The 13,571-nt window shown below is 62.5% G+C and carries 12 protein-coding genes; 7 read left to right on the top strand and 5 right to left on the bottom strand.

The genetic code is table 11. The annotated features are described in order from the left end of the window. Nucleotides 1-5: 5 nt before the first annotated feature. Nucleotides 6-1,823, bottom strand: coding sequence for a nitrite/sulfite reductase (locus AC3WS7_RS01435; RefSeq protein ID WP_492655124.1), 1,818 nt, complete (start codon nucleotides 1,821-1,823; stop codon nucleotides 6-8). A 15-nt stretch (nucleotides 1,824-1,838) separates the two neighbouring features. Continuing rightward, on the bottom strand, nucleotides 1,839-2,630 hold the full coding sequence (locus AC3WS7_RS01440) for a sulfite exporter TauE/SafE family protein (RefSeq protein ID WP_296465817.1): 792 nt from the start codon (nucleotides 2,628-2,630) through the stop codon (nucleotides 1,839-1,841). A gap of 152 nt (nucleotides 2,631-2,782) precedes the next feature. Between AC3WS7_RS01440 and AC3WS7_RS01445 the strand changes: the two genes are divergently transcribed. Next, complete coding sequence (locus tag AC3WS7_RS01445) at nucleotides 2,783-3,700, top strand: HD-GYP domain-containing protein (RefSeq protein ID WP_296465820.1); 918 nt, start codon at nucleotides 2,783-2,785, stop codon at nucleotides 3,698-3,700. A 96-nt stretch (nucleotides 3,701-3,796) separates the two neighbouring features. On the opposite strand, the gene AC3WS7_RS01450 is transcribed toward AC3WS7_RS01445, so the two are convergent. The 3 genes from AC3WS7_RS01450 to AC3WS7_RS01460 are packed head-to-tail and all read right to left on the bottom strand — an operon-like array spanning nucleotide 3,797 to nucleotide 6,611. Then, nucleotides 3,797-4,642: a 2OG-Fe(II) oxygenase family protein gene (locus tag AC3WS7_RS01450; protein ID WP_296465822.1), complete on the bottom strand. Its 846-nt coding sequence runs from the start codon at nucleotides 4,640-4,642 to the stop codon at nucleotides 3,797-3,799. A gap of 25 nt (nucleotides 4,643-4,667) precedes the next feature. Beyond that, nucleotides 4,668-5,654 (bottom strand): nucleoside hydrolase, encoded by a 987-nt coding sequence (locus AC3WS7_RS01455; RefSeq protein ID WP_492655125.1) that lies wholly within the window; start codon nucleotides 5,652-5,654, stop codon nucleotides 4,668-4,670. A 33-nt stretch (nucleotides 5,655-5,687) separates the two neighbouring features. Then, entirely contained in the window at nucleotides 5,688-6,611 is a 924-nt protein-coding gene (locus tag AC3WS7_RS01460) for a ribokinase (protein WP_492655126.1), read from the bottom strand. A 104-nt stretch (nucleotides 6,612-6,715) separates the two neighbouring features. Between AC3WS7_RS01460 and AC3WS7_RS01465 the strand changes: the two genes are divergently transcribed. From AC3WS7_RS01465 to AC3WS7_RS01490, 6 genes are all read left to right on the top strand, one after another. Beyond that, the gene (locus AC3WS7_RS01465) at nucleotides 6,716-7,681 is read left to right on the top strand and encodes a PfkB family carbohydrate kinase (protein ID WP_492655127.1); all 966 of its coding nucleotides are present in this window, start codon (nucleotides 6,716-6,718) and stop codon (nucleotides 7,679-7,681) included. After that, nucleotides 7,678-8,616, top strand: coding sequence for a pseudouridine-5'-phosphate glycosidase (locus AC3WS7_RS01470; RefSeq protein ID WP_492655128.1), 939 nt, complete (start codon nucleotides 7,678-7,680; stop codon nucleotides 8,614-8,616). Before AC3WS7_RS01465 ends, AC3WS7_RS01470 begins: the two co-directional genes overlap by 4 nt. A gap of 215 nt (nucleotides 8,617-8,831) precedes the next feature. Beyond that, entirely contained in the window at nucleotides 8,832-9,815 is a 984-nt protein-coding gene (locus AC3WS7_RS01475; protein ID WP_296465832.1) for a BMP family lipoprotein, read from the top strand. 123 nt (nucleotides 9,816-9,938) lie between these two features. Then, nucleotides 9,939-11,489, top strand: a complete 1,551-nt coding sequence (locus tag AC3WS7_RS01480; RefSeq protein ID WP_492655129.1) for an ABC transporter ATP-binding protein — start codon at nucleotides 9,939-9,941, stop codon at nucleotides 11,487-11,489. Further along, nucleotides 11,486-12,601 carry an ABC transporter permease gene (locus AC3WS7_RS01485; RefSeq protein ID WP_296465836.1) on the top strand — a complete coding sequence of 372 codons (1,116 nt, stop codon included), beginning with the start codon at nucleotides 11,486-11,488 and terminating at the stop codon, nucleotides 12,599-12,601. The genes AC3WS7_RS01480 and AC3WS7_RS01485 overlap by 4 nt, the downstream gene beginning before the upstream one ends. Beyond that, nucleotides 12,594-13,562, top strand: coding sequence for an ABC transporter permease (locus AC3WS7_RS01490; RefSeq protein ID WP_296465838.1), 969 nt, complete (start codon nucleotides 12,594-12,596; stop codon nucleotides 13,560-13,562). Before AC3WS7_RS01485 ends, AC3WS7_RS01490 begins: the two co-directional genes overlap by 8 nt. Nucleotides 13,563-13,571 lie beyond the last annotated feature (9 nt).

Genomic DNA, 13,571 nt, shown 5'->3' on the forward strand with positions numbered 1-13,571 from the left:
CCGGCTCAGGCTTCCTGGGCGTCTTTGGCGTACCCAGCGGCCTTGGGCATGGCGTGCAGCGCTTCGTGCTTGTCGGCCAAGCGGGCACTGTTGGCTGCGGTTTTGAAGGTGTCGAAGCCCACGCGCTTGACGCAGTCGATAAAGGTCTCGCGGCCGCTGCGGTGCAGGCGGAAGGCGTCCAGCAGGGCTTCGATCACACCGGGTACTTCGAGTGCGGTGAAGGAGGGGCCCACCACCTTGCCGGCCACGGCGTCGCCGCTCAGGGCCGAACCATCGGAGCCGCCCAGGGACACCTGGTACCACTCCTTGCCATCCTTGTCCACGCCCAGGATGCCGATGTGGCCGCTGTGGTGGTGGCCGCAGCTGTTGATGCAGCCGCTGATGTGCAGGTCGATCTCACCCAGGTCGTGCAGCTCGTCCATGTCCTGGTAACGCTCGGTGATGCTGGCGGCCACGGGGATGGAGCGGGCATTGGCCAGTGCGCAGAAATCGCCGCCGGGGCAGGCAATCATGTCGGTCAGCAGGCGGATGTTGCTGCGTGCCAGGCCCGCGTGGCTGGCCGCCACCCACAGGGCAGGCAGGTCTTCCGCACGCACCCAGGGCAGCAGCAGGTTCTGGTCGTGCGTCACGCGCACTTCACCGGCGGAAAACTCGTCGGCCAATGCGGCGGCGGTGTCGAGCTGGTCTGCATCGGCATCGCCGGGGGCTTGGCCCAAGCGTTTGTACGACAGGGTGACGCAGCGCAGCGCAGGGTTCTGGTGTTCCGCCACGTTTTGCTGCAACCAGCGCTCGTAATCCTTCTGGCGCTCGGCCGGGATTGCTGCGGTTTTGATAGCTGCTGGCGCACGATCCACAAGGGCTGGAGGCACAAAACAGGCTGTAACGCGGTCCAGCTCGGCCTGGCTGATGGTGTGCGGGGCGCCGTCGCGGGTGAGGATCTGTTCGTACTCGGCCTCGACCTCGTCGATGTAACGCTGGCCTTCGGCCTTCACCAGGATCTTGATGCGCGCCTTGTAGAGGTTGTCGCGGCGGCCCCAGCGGTTGTAGACGCGCACCACGGCTTCCAGGTAATTCATGATCTGGTTCCAGGGCAGGAACGCGCGGATCTCGGTGCTGATCACCGGGGTGCGGCCCATGCCGCCGCCCACAAACACGCGAAAGCCCAGTTCACCCGCCTCATTCTTGATGAGGTGCAGGCCCACGTCGTGCCAGCGCACGGCGGCGCGGTCTTCCGTGGCGCCGGTGATGGCGATCTTGAACTTGCGCGGCAGGAAGGCGAACTCGGGGTGCAGCGTGCTCCACTGGCGCATGATTTCGGCAAACGGGCGGGGGTCGGCAATCTCGTCGGGTGCCACACCGGCCCGCTCGTCGCTGGTGATGTTGCGGATGCAGTTGCCGCTGGTCTGGATGCCGTGCATGTTCACGGTGGCCAGCAGGTCCATTACATCGGCGCTCTTGGTCAGGGGAATCCAGTTGAACTGCACATTCTGGCGCGTGGTGAAGTGGCCGTAGCCCACCGGCAGGTGGGTGGTGCCCCAGGTGGCCTGGGTGCCGATGGCCTTGTCAAACACCTCTTTGCTGGGGTGGTCGTACTCGCGGGCGATGCGGGCGAGCACGCGCAGCTGGGCGCTGGAGAGCTCGCCGTAGGGCACGGCCACGCGCAGCATGGGGGCGTAGCGCTGGATGTACCAGCCGTTTTGCAGACGCAGGGGGCGAAACTCGTCGTCGCTCAGCGTGCCGGCCAGGTTGCGTTCCAGTTGGTCGCGGTGCTGGGCGGCACGGGCACGGACAAACTGGCGGTCAAATTCGGTGTATTGGTACATGGTGCTAAGAAGGTCTTAGAGGGCAATGAGTTTCATGCCGGCATAGGCAAGAAGAATAGAAAGCAAAGAGCGAATCACGCGTTCGGGCGTTTTGAACATCAGGTGCGAACCCACCCAGATGCCGGGGATGGAGCCCATCAGCAGCTTGGCCAGCAGCGGCCAGTCCACCGAACCCAGCGAGGCATGGCCCATACCGGCCACCAGCGTCAGCGGCACCGCATACGCAATGTCCGCCGCCACAATGCGCGGCAGGGGCAGCAAGGGGTACAGCAGCATCAACACGGTGACGCCAATGGCGCCCGCGCCGACGGACGTGAGTGTAACCAGCGTGCCAATGAGGGCGCCGAACAACAGGGGCAGGCTCCAGTGGCGGGGGCGGGCGGCTGCAGCTTCCTGGCCGGAGGCCACGCTCACCGGGGCGGCCTTGCCGCGCAAAGCTTTGTAGAGTGTGGCCGCGGCCGTCATCAGCAGCGCGCCGCCCAGGGTGTTGGTCATCAGGCGCTGCACCTCAGGGCTGGTGGCGCCCAAGGTGTGCAGCACGTACAGGGTGATGAGCGCGGCCGGAATGCTGCCGGCCGAGAGGTTGAGCACCACGCGCCAGTCGATGTGTTTGGAGCGCGCCAGCTTGACCGTGCCGCCCATTTTGGTGAACGCCGCAAACAGCAGGTCGGTGCCCACGGCCATATAGGGTTTCACGCCAAAGAAGAAGATCAGAATAGGCGTCATCAGCGAGCCGCCGCCTACCCCGGTGAGCCCTACGACCAAGCCCACAAAGAAGCCCGCAAATACAAACGCCAGATCATGCATGGCAGCGAATGTAGGCGGGCTGGCTTAGCTTTAAAACTATTTTTTAGCTATGCCTATATACCAATTGAGAATATGAAGCCCGGATTGCTTGGATGCGGTGGGCGGACGCTTTACCATCGGGCGCGAGCGCCCCGCACGAGAAGGAGAACACCATGGATCTAGACACAGCACCACTTGCCGAAGCCCCCACGGGCCTCGTGGTGGTGGCGTCTGCCGATGTTTTGGCGCGGGTGCGGGACATTTTGGCTGCGGAGTACCGCCTGCAGGTGGCCACCAGCCAGGCCCAGGCGCTGAGCCTGGCCACAGCGGCCGCGCCATCGCAGCTGGTGGTGATGGAGCTGGATGTACAGACCATCACGGCGGTGGACCCGCAGGCCGCGGCGATCCAGGATGTGACGATTTTGGCCATGGCCGCCTTGGCTGAAACCCGCGATTCCGACACTGGCAACCACCTGCGCCGCACCCAGCACTATGTGCGGGCCCTGGCCCGCAAGCTCTCGTCGCATCCGCGTTTCAGTGCCGTCCTCACGCCCAAAAACATTGGCATGATCTTCAAATCGGTGCCCCTGCATGACATCGGCAAAGTGGGCCTGCCCGACCGGGTGCTGCTCAAACCCGGCAAGCTGACGGAGGAGGAATTCGAAATCATGAAGACCCACACCACCCTGGGCCGCGATGCCATTGTGCAGGCGGAGCATGCGGTGGGGGTGGAGCTGGACTTCTTCACCTTTGCCAAGGAAATTGCCTATTCCCACCAGGAGAAGTGGGACGGCTCCGGCTACCCGCAAGGGCTGGCGGGGGCGCAGATCCCGGTGTCAGCCCGCCTGATGGCGGTGGCCGATGTGTATGACGCCCTGATCAGCCGGCGGGTTTATAAGGCCGCCATGTCGCATGAGGACGCGGTGGCCATCATTGCCCAGACGCGGGGACGCCATTTCGACCCGGATGTGGTGGACGCCTTCATGGCGGTGAAAGACACCTTCCACGCGATTGCCATCGCGTTTTCAGACACCGATGCCGATCTGGACAAGAAGGTCGCCTACCTGCAGACAGCACAGATACAGGGCTGAAATACAAAGAAAATAGGGCTCTAGCCCAGGTGGATGCTGCGCCAATAGCTCCTGTTTTGATAGCAAATCGGGGGCTGGTGGCGGTGCCTCAAACGCTCAGTACTTCTTGCCGCGCAGTTCTTCCATGCGCTCGTTGAAGTAGCTCTCCACCGTGTAGCGCTCCGACAGCACCACCTCGCGGCGGGGATGCAAAAACAATGGCAAAGAAATGCGCGACTTTTTGGCGCCTTCGCCCGTGGGGTTGAGCACCCGGTGCACGGTGCTGGGGTAGTAGTGGCCCGAGGCTTCCTGCAGCATGTCGCCAATGTTCACGATCAAGAGGCCGAAGTCGCAAGGCACATCGTGCCAGGCCTGGTCTTTGCCCAGCACCTGCAGGCCGGGCTCGGTGGCTGCGGGCAGGATGGTCAGCAGGTTGATGTCGCCATGCGCCGCAGCGCGGACGGCGCCGGGCTCTTCGTCGCCGCGCAGGGGCGGGTAATGCAGCACGCGCAAAAGCGTGTGGTCGCTGCCCTCGATCATCTGGGGCAGTGGCAGGGAGTAGCGCGCTTTCACCTCGGGGGGGGAGTTGTCCTCCACCCAACCCAGCAGCGTGGCGGCCAGGCTGGCGCCTTGCGCGTAATAGCGCTTGGCGGCATCGCTCACCTCGGCGGGGTAGCGGCCCCAGGGGTAGATGTGGAAGAACTCTTTGAGGTCTTTTTTGGTGTTGTTCTTGGCCGTCTCGGACACGCTGGGCGAGAAGTAACCGTCATGCTTGGCTGGGTCGTTCGGATACTGGTTTTTGGCCTCGGATTGGAAGAAACCCAGCCACTCAGCGTAAATGCCTTCCACCAGGTCCTGTTTCAGGGGGTGGTTCTTCAGCACGCCAAAGCCGGTTTCGTGCAGGCTCTTGCAAAATTCCTCTGGAGCGGTGGGGCTGGTGAAGTCAACAACGGGTAAGTGCATGGCGGTCCTCGCAGCGTTCCAAAAATTAGAGCCAGTTCGACATCAGGGTGCTGTCAATCAGCTGCAGCGCCGCGTCGGCCTTCAGGTTCAGGCAGACCTGGGTGTCGGGCACCTCGTCACCCCAGCCGGGCTGGGGGTAGAAGATGTCGCGGCGGCGCATCATGGTTTGGCCGTTGGCCGGGCCATCCAGTGCAACACGGACACGACCGGCCTGGATGTCAAACAGCTCGGGATTGGTCAGCGCCACAAAGGCCAGCACATCGTGCCCGAAGCAGCCGTGGATTTTGGCCACGTGGGGGTAAATCCCGCTGTAGAAGTCGGCGTAAAAGCTCACCGCGTGGTGGAGCACGTCGGTGGCGACATGCTTGTGGTGCTCTGCCACGCGTTTGAACAGGGCCAGTGGCACGATCAACTGGTGCGTCACATCCAGGCCTACCATGGTGAGTTTCCATCCGGCGGTGAAGACGAAGTCGGCCGAGTGTGGGTCGTTCCAGATATTGGCTTCGGCAACGGGAGAGACGTTACCGGGTTCCATCACGGTGCCGCCCATGATGATGACTTCCTGCAGGAGCTGGGGCAGCTTGGGTTCCAGCTTCAGCGCGGTGGCCAGGTTGCCCAGCGGACCAACGGCGACCAGTGTGATTTCTCCCGGGTGGGCGCGTGCCATGTCGACGATGAATTGTGCCGAGGGGCGGGGATCCAGCGCACTGGTGGTGGGGACGCGGCTGGGCAGGTTGCCCAGGCCATCGGCACCGTGGATGAAGTCGGGCGGCGTGCCAGGGGCTTTGAGCCAGGGGGTTTTCACACCCAGGGTCACGGGGATTTTTTTGCCGGCGATTTCGGTCAGGTACAGACCGTTGATCGCGGCCTGCTCTACCGTCACGTTGCCAAAGGTGGTGGTGATGCCCACCACGTCAATGCCGGGATGGGCTAGCGCGTAGTACAGCGCCATGGCGTCATCCACGCCCGGGTCTGTGTCATAAATTACTTTGCGTGCGGGGGTGTTGCTCATACAAATATCTCAGTTGGTAATCGGTTGGAAAAATCAGCCCAGACCACAGAAGGCGCGCAGTGCCTGCTCGGCTTCAGGGGATGTCTTGGGGTGTTGGGCAATGAAGGCCGTGACCTCCGCTGCTTCGGGAATGCTGGACTGGGCGCCCCAGCGGGTGCAGGCGATGGCGCTGGCAGCGCTGGCAAATTCCAATGCGCCTTGCAAGGACTTGCCTTGGCTCAGCGCAGCCACCAGGCTGCCGCAGAAGGTGTCACCCGCACCCGTGGTGTCCACTGGCGTGATGGGGTAGGCGCCTTGCAGGGTGAGGGCGCCGTGCTGGCGCGCGCAGCTGCCGTGGTGCCCCAAGGTGACAACAACCGTGGGCACGTCGATGCGTGCCAGGCATTCGGCAATGCTGCCTTTATGGCCGGATACGGTGGCCAGCTCGCCCTCGTTCACCACCAGCACATCGGTGTGCGCCAGCAATTCTGCCGGCAGGCTTTGGGCGGGGGCGGCGTTCAGCACCACGGTCACGCCCTGGGCGCGGGCGGCCTGGGCATAGGCGGTCACCGTTTCCATCGGTGTTTCGAGCTGCAACAACAGGTGTGTAAAGCCTTGCAGGCTGGGCAGGTGCTCGGGGCGCAACTGGCCATTGGCACCGGGGGCGACGGTGATGGCGTTCTCTGCGTCGTCAGACACACAAATGAAGGCGGTGCCGGTGGGGTTGTCGGGGGTGCGGATGGTGTGCAGTTGCACACCGGCGCCATGCAGCGAGGCTTCCAGTGGTACGGCAAAGGCGTCATCGCCCAGGCCCAGCAGCATGTGTGTGAGGGCCGCACCGGCGCGGGCGCTGGCCACGGCCTGGTTGGCGCCTTTGCCGCCGGGAAAAGTTTTGAAATCGCGGCCCAGCACCGTCTCACCCGGGCTGGGAATGTGAGAGGCGCGGACCACAAAGTCCAGATTTGCAGAGCCAGCCACCAGTATCATCAGTTCTACTTTCTGTGCACAAAGAGCGTCTATTTTGACGCCGAAAATGCAAGCCCCCAATAAGCCCCGTTGTATAGACCCCAATGCATTCGCCCATGTCTGTTGCCTGCTCTCCCTCCGATGTGGCTGAAACGCCCGTGCCGCCTGCTGCGGTGACCGTTGTGGGCGGCGCCAATATGGATGTGGGCGCGCAGACGGATACCCCCTTGCTGCCGGGCGATTCCACACCCGGGCATATCCATTACGCACCGGGTGGGGTGGGGCGCAACATTGCCGAGAACCTGGCCCGACTGGGTGTGCCCGTGGCCCTGCTCACCGTGGTTGGCGACGATGCCTTCGGCACACAGCTGATCACCTCTACCGCCGCCAGCGGGGTGAACGTGGACTCCATGCTGCGTCTGGCGGGACAGCGCACCGCCACCTACCTGTCCATGCACGGGCCCGATGGCGACATGGCGCTGGCCGTGAACGACATGGCCATCCTGGAGCAGCTCACACCGGCCTGTTGCGTGCAGCATTTGCCAGCGGCCACACCGGGTGAGTGGCTGTTGCTGGACTGCAATCTGCAGGCGACCACCCTGGCACATTTGTTGTCGCTGGGGCGTACGGTGGTTGTCGATGCCGTGTCGGTGGCCAAGTGCCGCCGGGTGCAGGACCATTTGCACCAGGTGCACCTGCTCAAGGTCAACCGGTTGGAGGCAGAGGCGCTGACCGGTATCGCGGTGCACTCGCCGACCGACGGGATGCGTGCGGCGCAGGCCTTGCATGCCTTGGGTGTGCCGCGCGTCCTGGTGAGTCTGGGGGGGGATGGCGTTGGCTGGTGCGACACCGATGGCCGCACCGATTTTCTGGCCGCCCGGCCGGTGCTTGTTGTTAACACGACGGGGGCCGGTGACGCATTGTTGGCCGGTGTGGTGGCGGGCTTGCAGCGCCAAATGTCCTTGCCGCGCGCCATGGCCTACGGCATGGCCTGCGCAGAGATCACACTTTCCAGTACATTCGCCAACTCTTCCGAATTGAGCCACGCCGCCGCAGTGCGGCACACACCGAGTCCCTTATGAACGCATTGCCTTATCTGGATATCGCCCCCGAGGTGCAGCATGCACTGGCCAACCAGCAGCCCGTGGTGGCGCTGGAGTCCACCATCATTTCGCACGGCATGCCGTACCCGCAGAATGTGCAGACGGCTTTGCAGGTCGAAGCTGAGGTGCGTGCCCATGGCGCCGTACCGGCCACCATCGCCATCGTCAACGGGCGGCTCAAGGCCGGCCTGTCGGGCCAGGACATTGAACAGCTGGGACGCAGCGGACGCGAGGTGGTGAAGGTCAGTCGCCGTGACATCCCCTTCATCGTCGCGGCCGGGGCCACCGGGGCCACCACGGTGGCCTCCACCATGATCATTGCTGCCATGGCCGGCATTCGCGTGTTTGCTACCGGCGGCATTGGTGGTGTGCACCGCGGGGCCCCGCAAAGTTTTGACGTGTCGGCCGATTTGCAGGAACTGGCACAGACCCCGGTGGCGGTGGTCTGCGCGGGGGCCAAGTCGATTCTGGACCTGCGCCTGACGCTGGAGTACCTGGAAACCCATGGGGTGCCCGTGGTGGGCTATCAAACTTCGTCTTTGCCGGCGTTTTTCACCCGTGACAGCGCGTTTTCGGTGGACTATCGCGTGGATACGCCTGAGGCGATTGCCCATGTACTGCATGTGAAGTGGCGCATGGCGCTGGCCGGTGGCATGGTAATTGCAAATCCCATTCCTGAAACGTATGCGATGCCGCGTGACGCGATTGAGTCCGCGATTGAGCAGGCCTTGCAAGAGGCCCAGACGCAGGGCATTGGTGGCAAGGAGTCCACACCGTTTTTGCTGGCTCGTGTCTGCGAGCTGACCGGTGGAGACAGCCTGGCCTCCAATATCCAGTTGGTACTCAATAACGCGCGTCTGGCCTCCGCCATTGGGGCCGAGTTGGTGCGGCTGGATCGCAACAGCGCGGCATGAGCCGCGGGATGGTTTGGGGTGGAAGAGGTGTATAACGTCGGCGTTATATACGGATAAGCCCTGATGGTCACACTCGGGGCGGTCGGTATTCTTGGTCTACAGTGCGGGATGCTTGCCCCGTAGACAGCATAAAAGTTTGCAGGGAGCCGCAATGCCCTCTGATTTTGGTAAAACTGGTTTGTTTTTTTTAACCTGATAGAGAACTGAGAGAAGTTATGAACGTTAAATCTACTGTCCACATGAGCCTGTTGGCCGCTACATTGGCCGCGAGCTTCCAGGCAATTGCTGCCGACCCTGCCGTGGTGTTCGACATGGGTGGCAAGTTCGACAAGTCTTTCAACGAAGCGGCGTACACCGGTATTGAAAAGTGGAAGAAGGAAACGGGCAAAAAGTACCTGTCTTTCGAAATCACCAACGAGTCCCAGCGCGAGCAAGCGATCCGCCGCATGGCTGAGCGCGGTGCCAGCCCCATCATCGGTATTGGTTTTGGCCAGGCCTCCAGCATTGAAAAAGTGGCCAAGGAATTCCCCAAGCTGCAATTCGCCATCATCGACATGGTGGTGGACCTGCCTAACGTGCAGTCCGTGGTGTTCAAGGAGCAAGAGGGCAGCTTCTTGGTGGGCGCCATGGCCGCCATGGCCAGCAAGACTGGCAAGGTCGGTTTTGTGGGCGGCATGGACATTCCCTTGATCCGCAAGTTTGAGTGCGGCTACAAGCAAGGCGCCATGTGGGCCAACCCCAAGGCCGAAATGATTGGCAACATGACTGGCACTACCGGCGCTGCCTGGAACGACCCCGCCCGCGGCGGTGAGTTGGCCAAGGCCCAGTTCTCGCAAGGCGTGGACGTGGTGTTTGCCGCCGCTGGCGGTACCGGCATTGGTGTGTACCAGGCCGCCAAAGACAGCGGCAAGTTCGCCATCGGTGTGGACAGCAACCAGAACCACATCCAGCCCGGCACCATGTTGACTTCCATGCTCAAGCGTGTGGACGTGGCGGTGTACAACGTAGCCAAGGGCCACAAGGCTGGCATCTCGGTATTGGGCCTGAAAGAAGGCGGCGTGGACTACGCAGTGGATGCCAACAATGCCAAGCTGGTGACTGCTGACATGAAGAAGAAGGTGGAAGCTGCCAAGGCCGACATCATCAGCGGCAAGATCAAGGTTGCCGACTTCATGGCTGACAACGCCTGCAAGTTCTGATGTAAACCAGGTTGGAGCAGGGCAGATATGGCCCAGCGCTGACCAGAACCCTGAAAGCCCGCGGTGCTGCACAGCGCCGTGGGCTTTTCACTTCATTGCAAGAGCCCCCAAGAGGAGCAGGATTTGAGTGCAGATAGCTTGAGCCCCCGTGATGGACCCTGGGCCATTCACATGCAAGGCATCAACAAACGCTTTGGTGCGGTGGCCGCCAACGCCGATGTCGAGTTGCGCGTCGCCATGGGAACGGTGCATGGCATCGTGGGCGAAAACGGTGCAGGAAAAAGCACCTTGATGTCGATTTTGTATGGCTTCTACCAGGCCGATAGCGGTACGGTGGATGTGGCTGGCCGCCGCGTGACGATTCGCAATGCAGACGATGCCATTGCACAGGGTATTGGCATGGTGCACCAGCACTTTATGCTGGTCGACACCTTGACCGCCCTGGAGAATGTGATGCTGGGCGCCGAGCCCCATTGGCTGCTGCAAAAGGCCGATGCCACGGTGCGCAGCAAACTGGAAAGCCTGATGCAGGCCACCGGTCTGCTGGTCAAGCTGGACGCCTTGGTGAGCGATTTGCCGGTGGGTGACCGCCAGCGCCTGGAGATATTGAAGGCGCTGTACCGCGGTGCCAAGGTGCTGATCCTAGACGAACCTACGGCCGTGCTGACGCCCCAGGAAACCGAACATTTGTTCAAGGTGCTGCGCGTGCTGCGTGAGCAGGACACCACCATTTTGCTGATCACCCACAAACTGAAAGAAGTCATGGGCCTGTGTGACCAGGTGACCGTGATGCGTGGCGGCCGCGTGGTGCAGGAGCTGCCGATTGCACAAGCTTCGATTGAAACGCTGGCCGAAGCCATGGTGGGCCGCAAAGTGCAGATGGGCCGCTTGGACCAGCAGGCACGCCCCGTGGGCGAGGTGCTGCTGGATGCCCAAAATGTGAAGGTGTGCGATGGGATGCAGGTGGTGCGCCTGCATGGCCTGAACCTGCAGTTGCGCGCTGGAGAGATAGTGGGTGTGGCGGGTGTGTCCGGCAATGGCCAAAGCGAGCTGCTCGACGTGTTGTCGGGTTTGCTGGCACCGCAAGAGGGCAGCCTGCAATTGGGGGGGCACACATTCAGTGTTGCCCGCTGGCTGGACCCGCGCACCGCGCGGGCCCTGGGCCTGGCCCATGTGCCCGAAGACCGGCATGCACGCGCCATGGTGATGGACTTTGTGGCCTGGGAGTCGGCCGTGTTGGGCTACGACAGCCTGCCCGAATATGCCTCCCTCGGCTGGATGGCGCATGGCCGCATGCGCCAGGCCACGGCCCGCATGATGGAGCGTTTTGATGTGCGCCCGCGCGACCCGGAGTTGGTCAGCAGCAAGTTCTCGGGCGGCAACCAGCAAAAGCTGGTGCTGGCGCGCGAGATTGGACAGGCGCCCAAGGTGCTGCTGGTGGGGCAACCCACGCGAGGCGTGGACATTGGAGCGATTGAATTTATTTACAGCCAGTTGCGCGCCATGCGCGATGCGGGCTGTGCGGTGCTGGTGGTGTCCAGCGAACTGGATGAAATTTTGGCGTTGTCGGACAGGGTGATTGTGATGAACCAAGGGCGGGTCACCGGGGAGTTGGCGATCGCCGACTGCACCGAGGCTGGTTTGGGCTTGCTGATGACCGGAGGTGGGCAATGAGCGCGTCTTACTCCTTGCCGCGCTGGGCTGATCTGGTGCTATTGCCGGCCGTGTGCCTCATGGTGGCATTGCTGGCTGCTGCCGGTGTCGTGGCCTTGGTGGGGCAAGACCCGGCGGAGGTCATTTCAGTGCTGATCCACGGCGCTTTTGGCACCCAGCGCGGCATCAGCTACACCTTGTATTACGCCACCACCTTCATCTTCACCGGGCTGGCGGTGGCCGTGGCTTTCCATGGCGGGCTGTTCAACATCGGTGGTGAGGGGCAGGCCATTCTGGGGGGCCTGGGTGTGGGCCTGGTCGCGTTGTGGTTGTCGCACGCACTGCCAGCGTGGATCATGCTGCCACTCATGGTGCTGTCTGGTGCCTTGTTTGGAGCGGCCTGGGCGGCGGTGCCCGCGTATTTACAGGCCTACCGCGGCAGCCATGTGGTGATCACCACCATCATGTTCAACTTCATTGCCAGCAGTGTGTTGGTCTACCTGTTGGTGAATCACCTGCGGCCCTCGGGCTCCATGTCGGTAGAGAGTGCGGCCTTTGCCGACTCGGCCAAGCTGCCGTCCATGCACGAAGTCTTGGCGTGGCTGGGTATTGAATGGTCTGCTTCGCCCTTGAACGTGAGCCTGTTTCTGGCCTTGGGCGCAGCGTTGCTCATTTATCTGTTTTTGTGGCGCACACGCGCCGGCTACCACCTGCGGGCCGTGGGGTCCAGTGCCAGCGCGGCCGAATATGCAGGTATCCGTTCACGCCACCAGGTCATGATCGCCATGGCCATTTCGGGCGGATTGGCGGGCCTGGTGGGCATGAACGAAATTGCCGGGGTGAACGGTCGTTTGCTGCTGGAGTTTGTGAGTGGTGCGGGCTTCACTGGTATCGCGGTGGCGCTGATGGGGCGCAACCATCCGGTGGGCATTGTGTTTGCCAGCGTGCTGTTTGGTGCCTTGTTCCAGGGCGGTGCCGAAGTGGCATTTGAGGTGACCGGCTTTAGCCGGGAAATGGTAGTGATGGTGCAAGGTTTTATCGTGCTGTTTTCCGGGGCCATGGCCTATGTGATTGCGCCGCGCCTGGGTTGGGTGCTGGTGCGTGTGTTCAAGGTGGGAGTGCGCCATGGATGATTCCCTGATTTACGCCATGCTGGCATCCACGCTGCGGGTGTCGACCCCGCTGGTGCTGTGCGCCTTGGCCGGTTTGTTGTCCGAGCGCTCGGGCGTGGTGGACATTGGTCTGGAAGGCAAGATGCTGTTTGCAGCCTTTGCGGCTGGTGCGTGTGGGGCGGTGTACCAATCTACGGCGCTGGCCTTGTTGGTTGGCATTCTGGTGTCTACGGCCCTGTCGTGGATGCACGGCTTGGCCTGTGTGAGCCACAAAGGCGACCAGGTGGTGTCTGGCGTGGCCATCAACATCATTGCGGCGGGTATGACGGTGGTGCTGGGGATAGCCTGGTTTGAGCAGGGGGGGCAAACCCCGCCGGTGAGCGATGTGGTGCGCATCCAGCCGCTGTTCCCGGCCTTGCAAGCGTCAGTGCAAACCATTCCTGTGGTGGGCAACTTCATTGGTGTGGGCTTGCTGAGCCATAACGCGCTGGTGTACCTGGCGTTCGCGCTGGTGCCTGCTACGTGGTGGCTGCTGTTCCGCACCCGCTTTGGTTTGCGTCTGCGGGCTGTGGGAGAGAATCCCCAGATGGTCGATGCCGCGGGTGTGTCTGTGGCGCGCTTGCGCTACAGCGCGCTGACGCTCAATGGCATTTTGTGTGGCTTGGCGGGTGGTTACTTGGTGCTGGCGCAAAGTGCCAACTTCTCGGCCAATATGACCGCGGGCCGTGGCTTCATGGCACTGGCTGCGCTGATTTTCGGGCGCTGGCATCCTGTGGGGGCATTCTGGGCCTGCCTGTTGTTTGGTTTTCTGGATGCTGCTGCCATTCGCCTGCAAGGCGTGCGGGTGCCGGGGATGGGTGAGGTGCCGGTGCAGTTCATCCAGGCACTGCCTTACCTGCTCACAGTTATCCTGTTGGCGGGTTTTATCGGCAAAGCGGTAGCGCCCCAGGCCTTGGGCAAGCCCTATACCAAGGAGCGCTAGACTCGGGGC

It is taken from the genome of Rhodoferax sp. EU05-FHT12H12 (assembly GCF_058791215.1).

Coding starts and splice junctions, on each gene's coding strand:
- AC3WS7_RS01455 (WP_492655125.1), bottom strand. CDS start 5,654: ATGAGCAACACCCCCGCACGCAAAGTAATTTATGACACAGACCCGGGC.
- AC3WS7_RS01475 (WP_296465832.1), top strand. CDS start 8,832: ATGAACGTTAAATCTACTGTCCACATGAGCCTGTTGGCCGCTACATTG.
- AC3WS7_RS01440 (WP_296465817.1), bottom strand. CDS start 2,630: ATGCATGATCTGGCGTTTGTATTTGCGGGCTTCTTTGTGGGCTTGGTC.
- AC3WS7_RS01450 (WP_296465822.1), bottom strand. CDS start 4,642: ATGCACTTACCCGTTGTTGACTTCACCAGCCCCACCGCTCCAGAGGAA.
- AC3WS7_RS01435 (WP_492655124.1), bottom strand. CDS start 1,823: ATGTACCAATACACCGAATTTGACCGCCAGTTTGTCCGTGCCCGTGCC.
- AC3WS7_RS01485 (WP_296465836.1), top strand. CDS start 11,486: ATGAGCGCGTCTTACTCCTTGCCGCGCTGGGCTGATCTGGTGCTATTG.
- AC3WS7_RS01470 (WP_492655128.1), top strand. CDS start 7,678: ATGAACGCATTGCCTTATCTGGATATCGCCCCCGAGGTGCAGCATGCA.
- AC3WS7_RS01490 (WP_296465838.1), top strand. CDS start 12,594: ATGGATGATTCCCTGATTTACGCCATGCTGGCATCCACGCTGCGGGTG.
- AC3WS7_RS01465 (WP_492655127.1), top strand. CDS start 6,716: ATGTCTGTTGCCTGCTCTCCCTCCGATGTGGCTGAAACGCCCGTGCCG.
- AC3WS7_RS01445 (WP_296465820.1), top strand. CDS start 2,783: ATGGATCTAGACACAGCACCACTTGCCGAAGCCCCCACGGGCCTCGTG.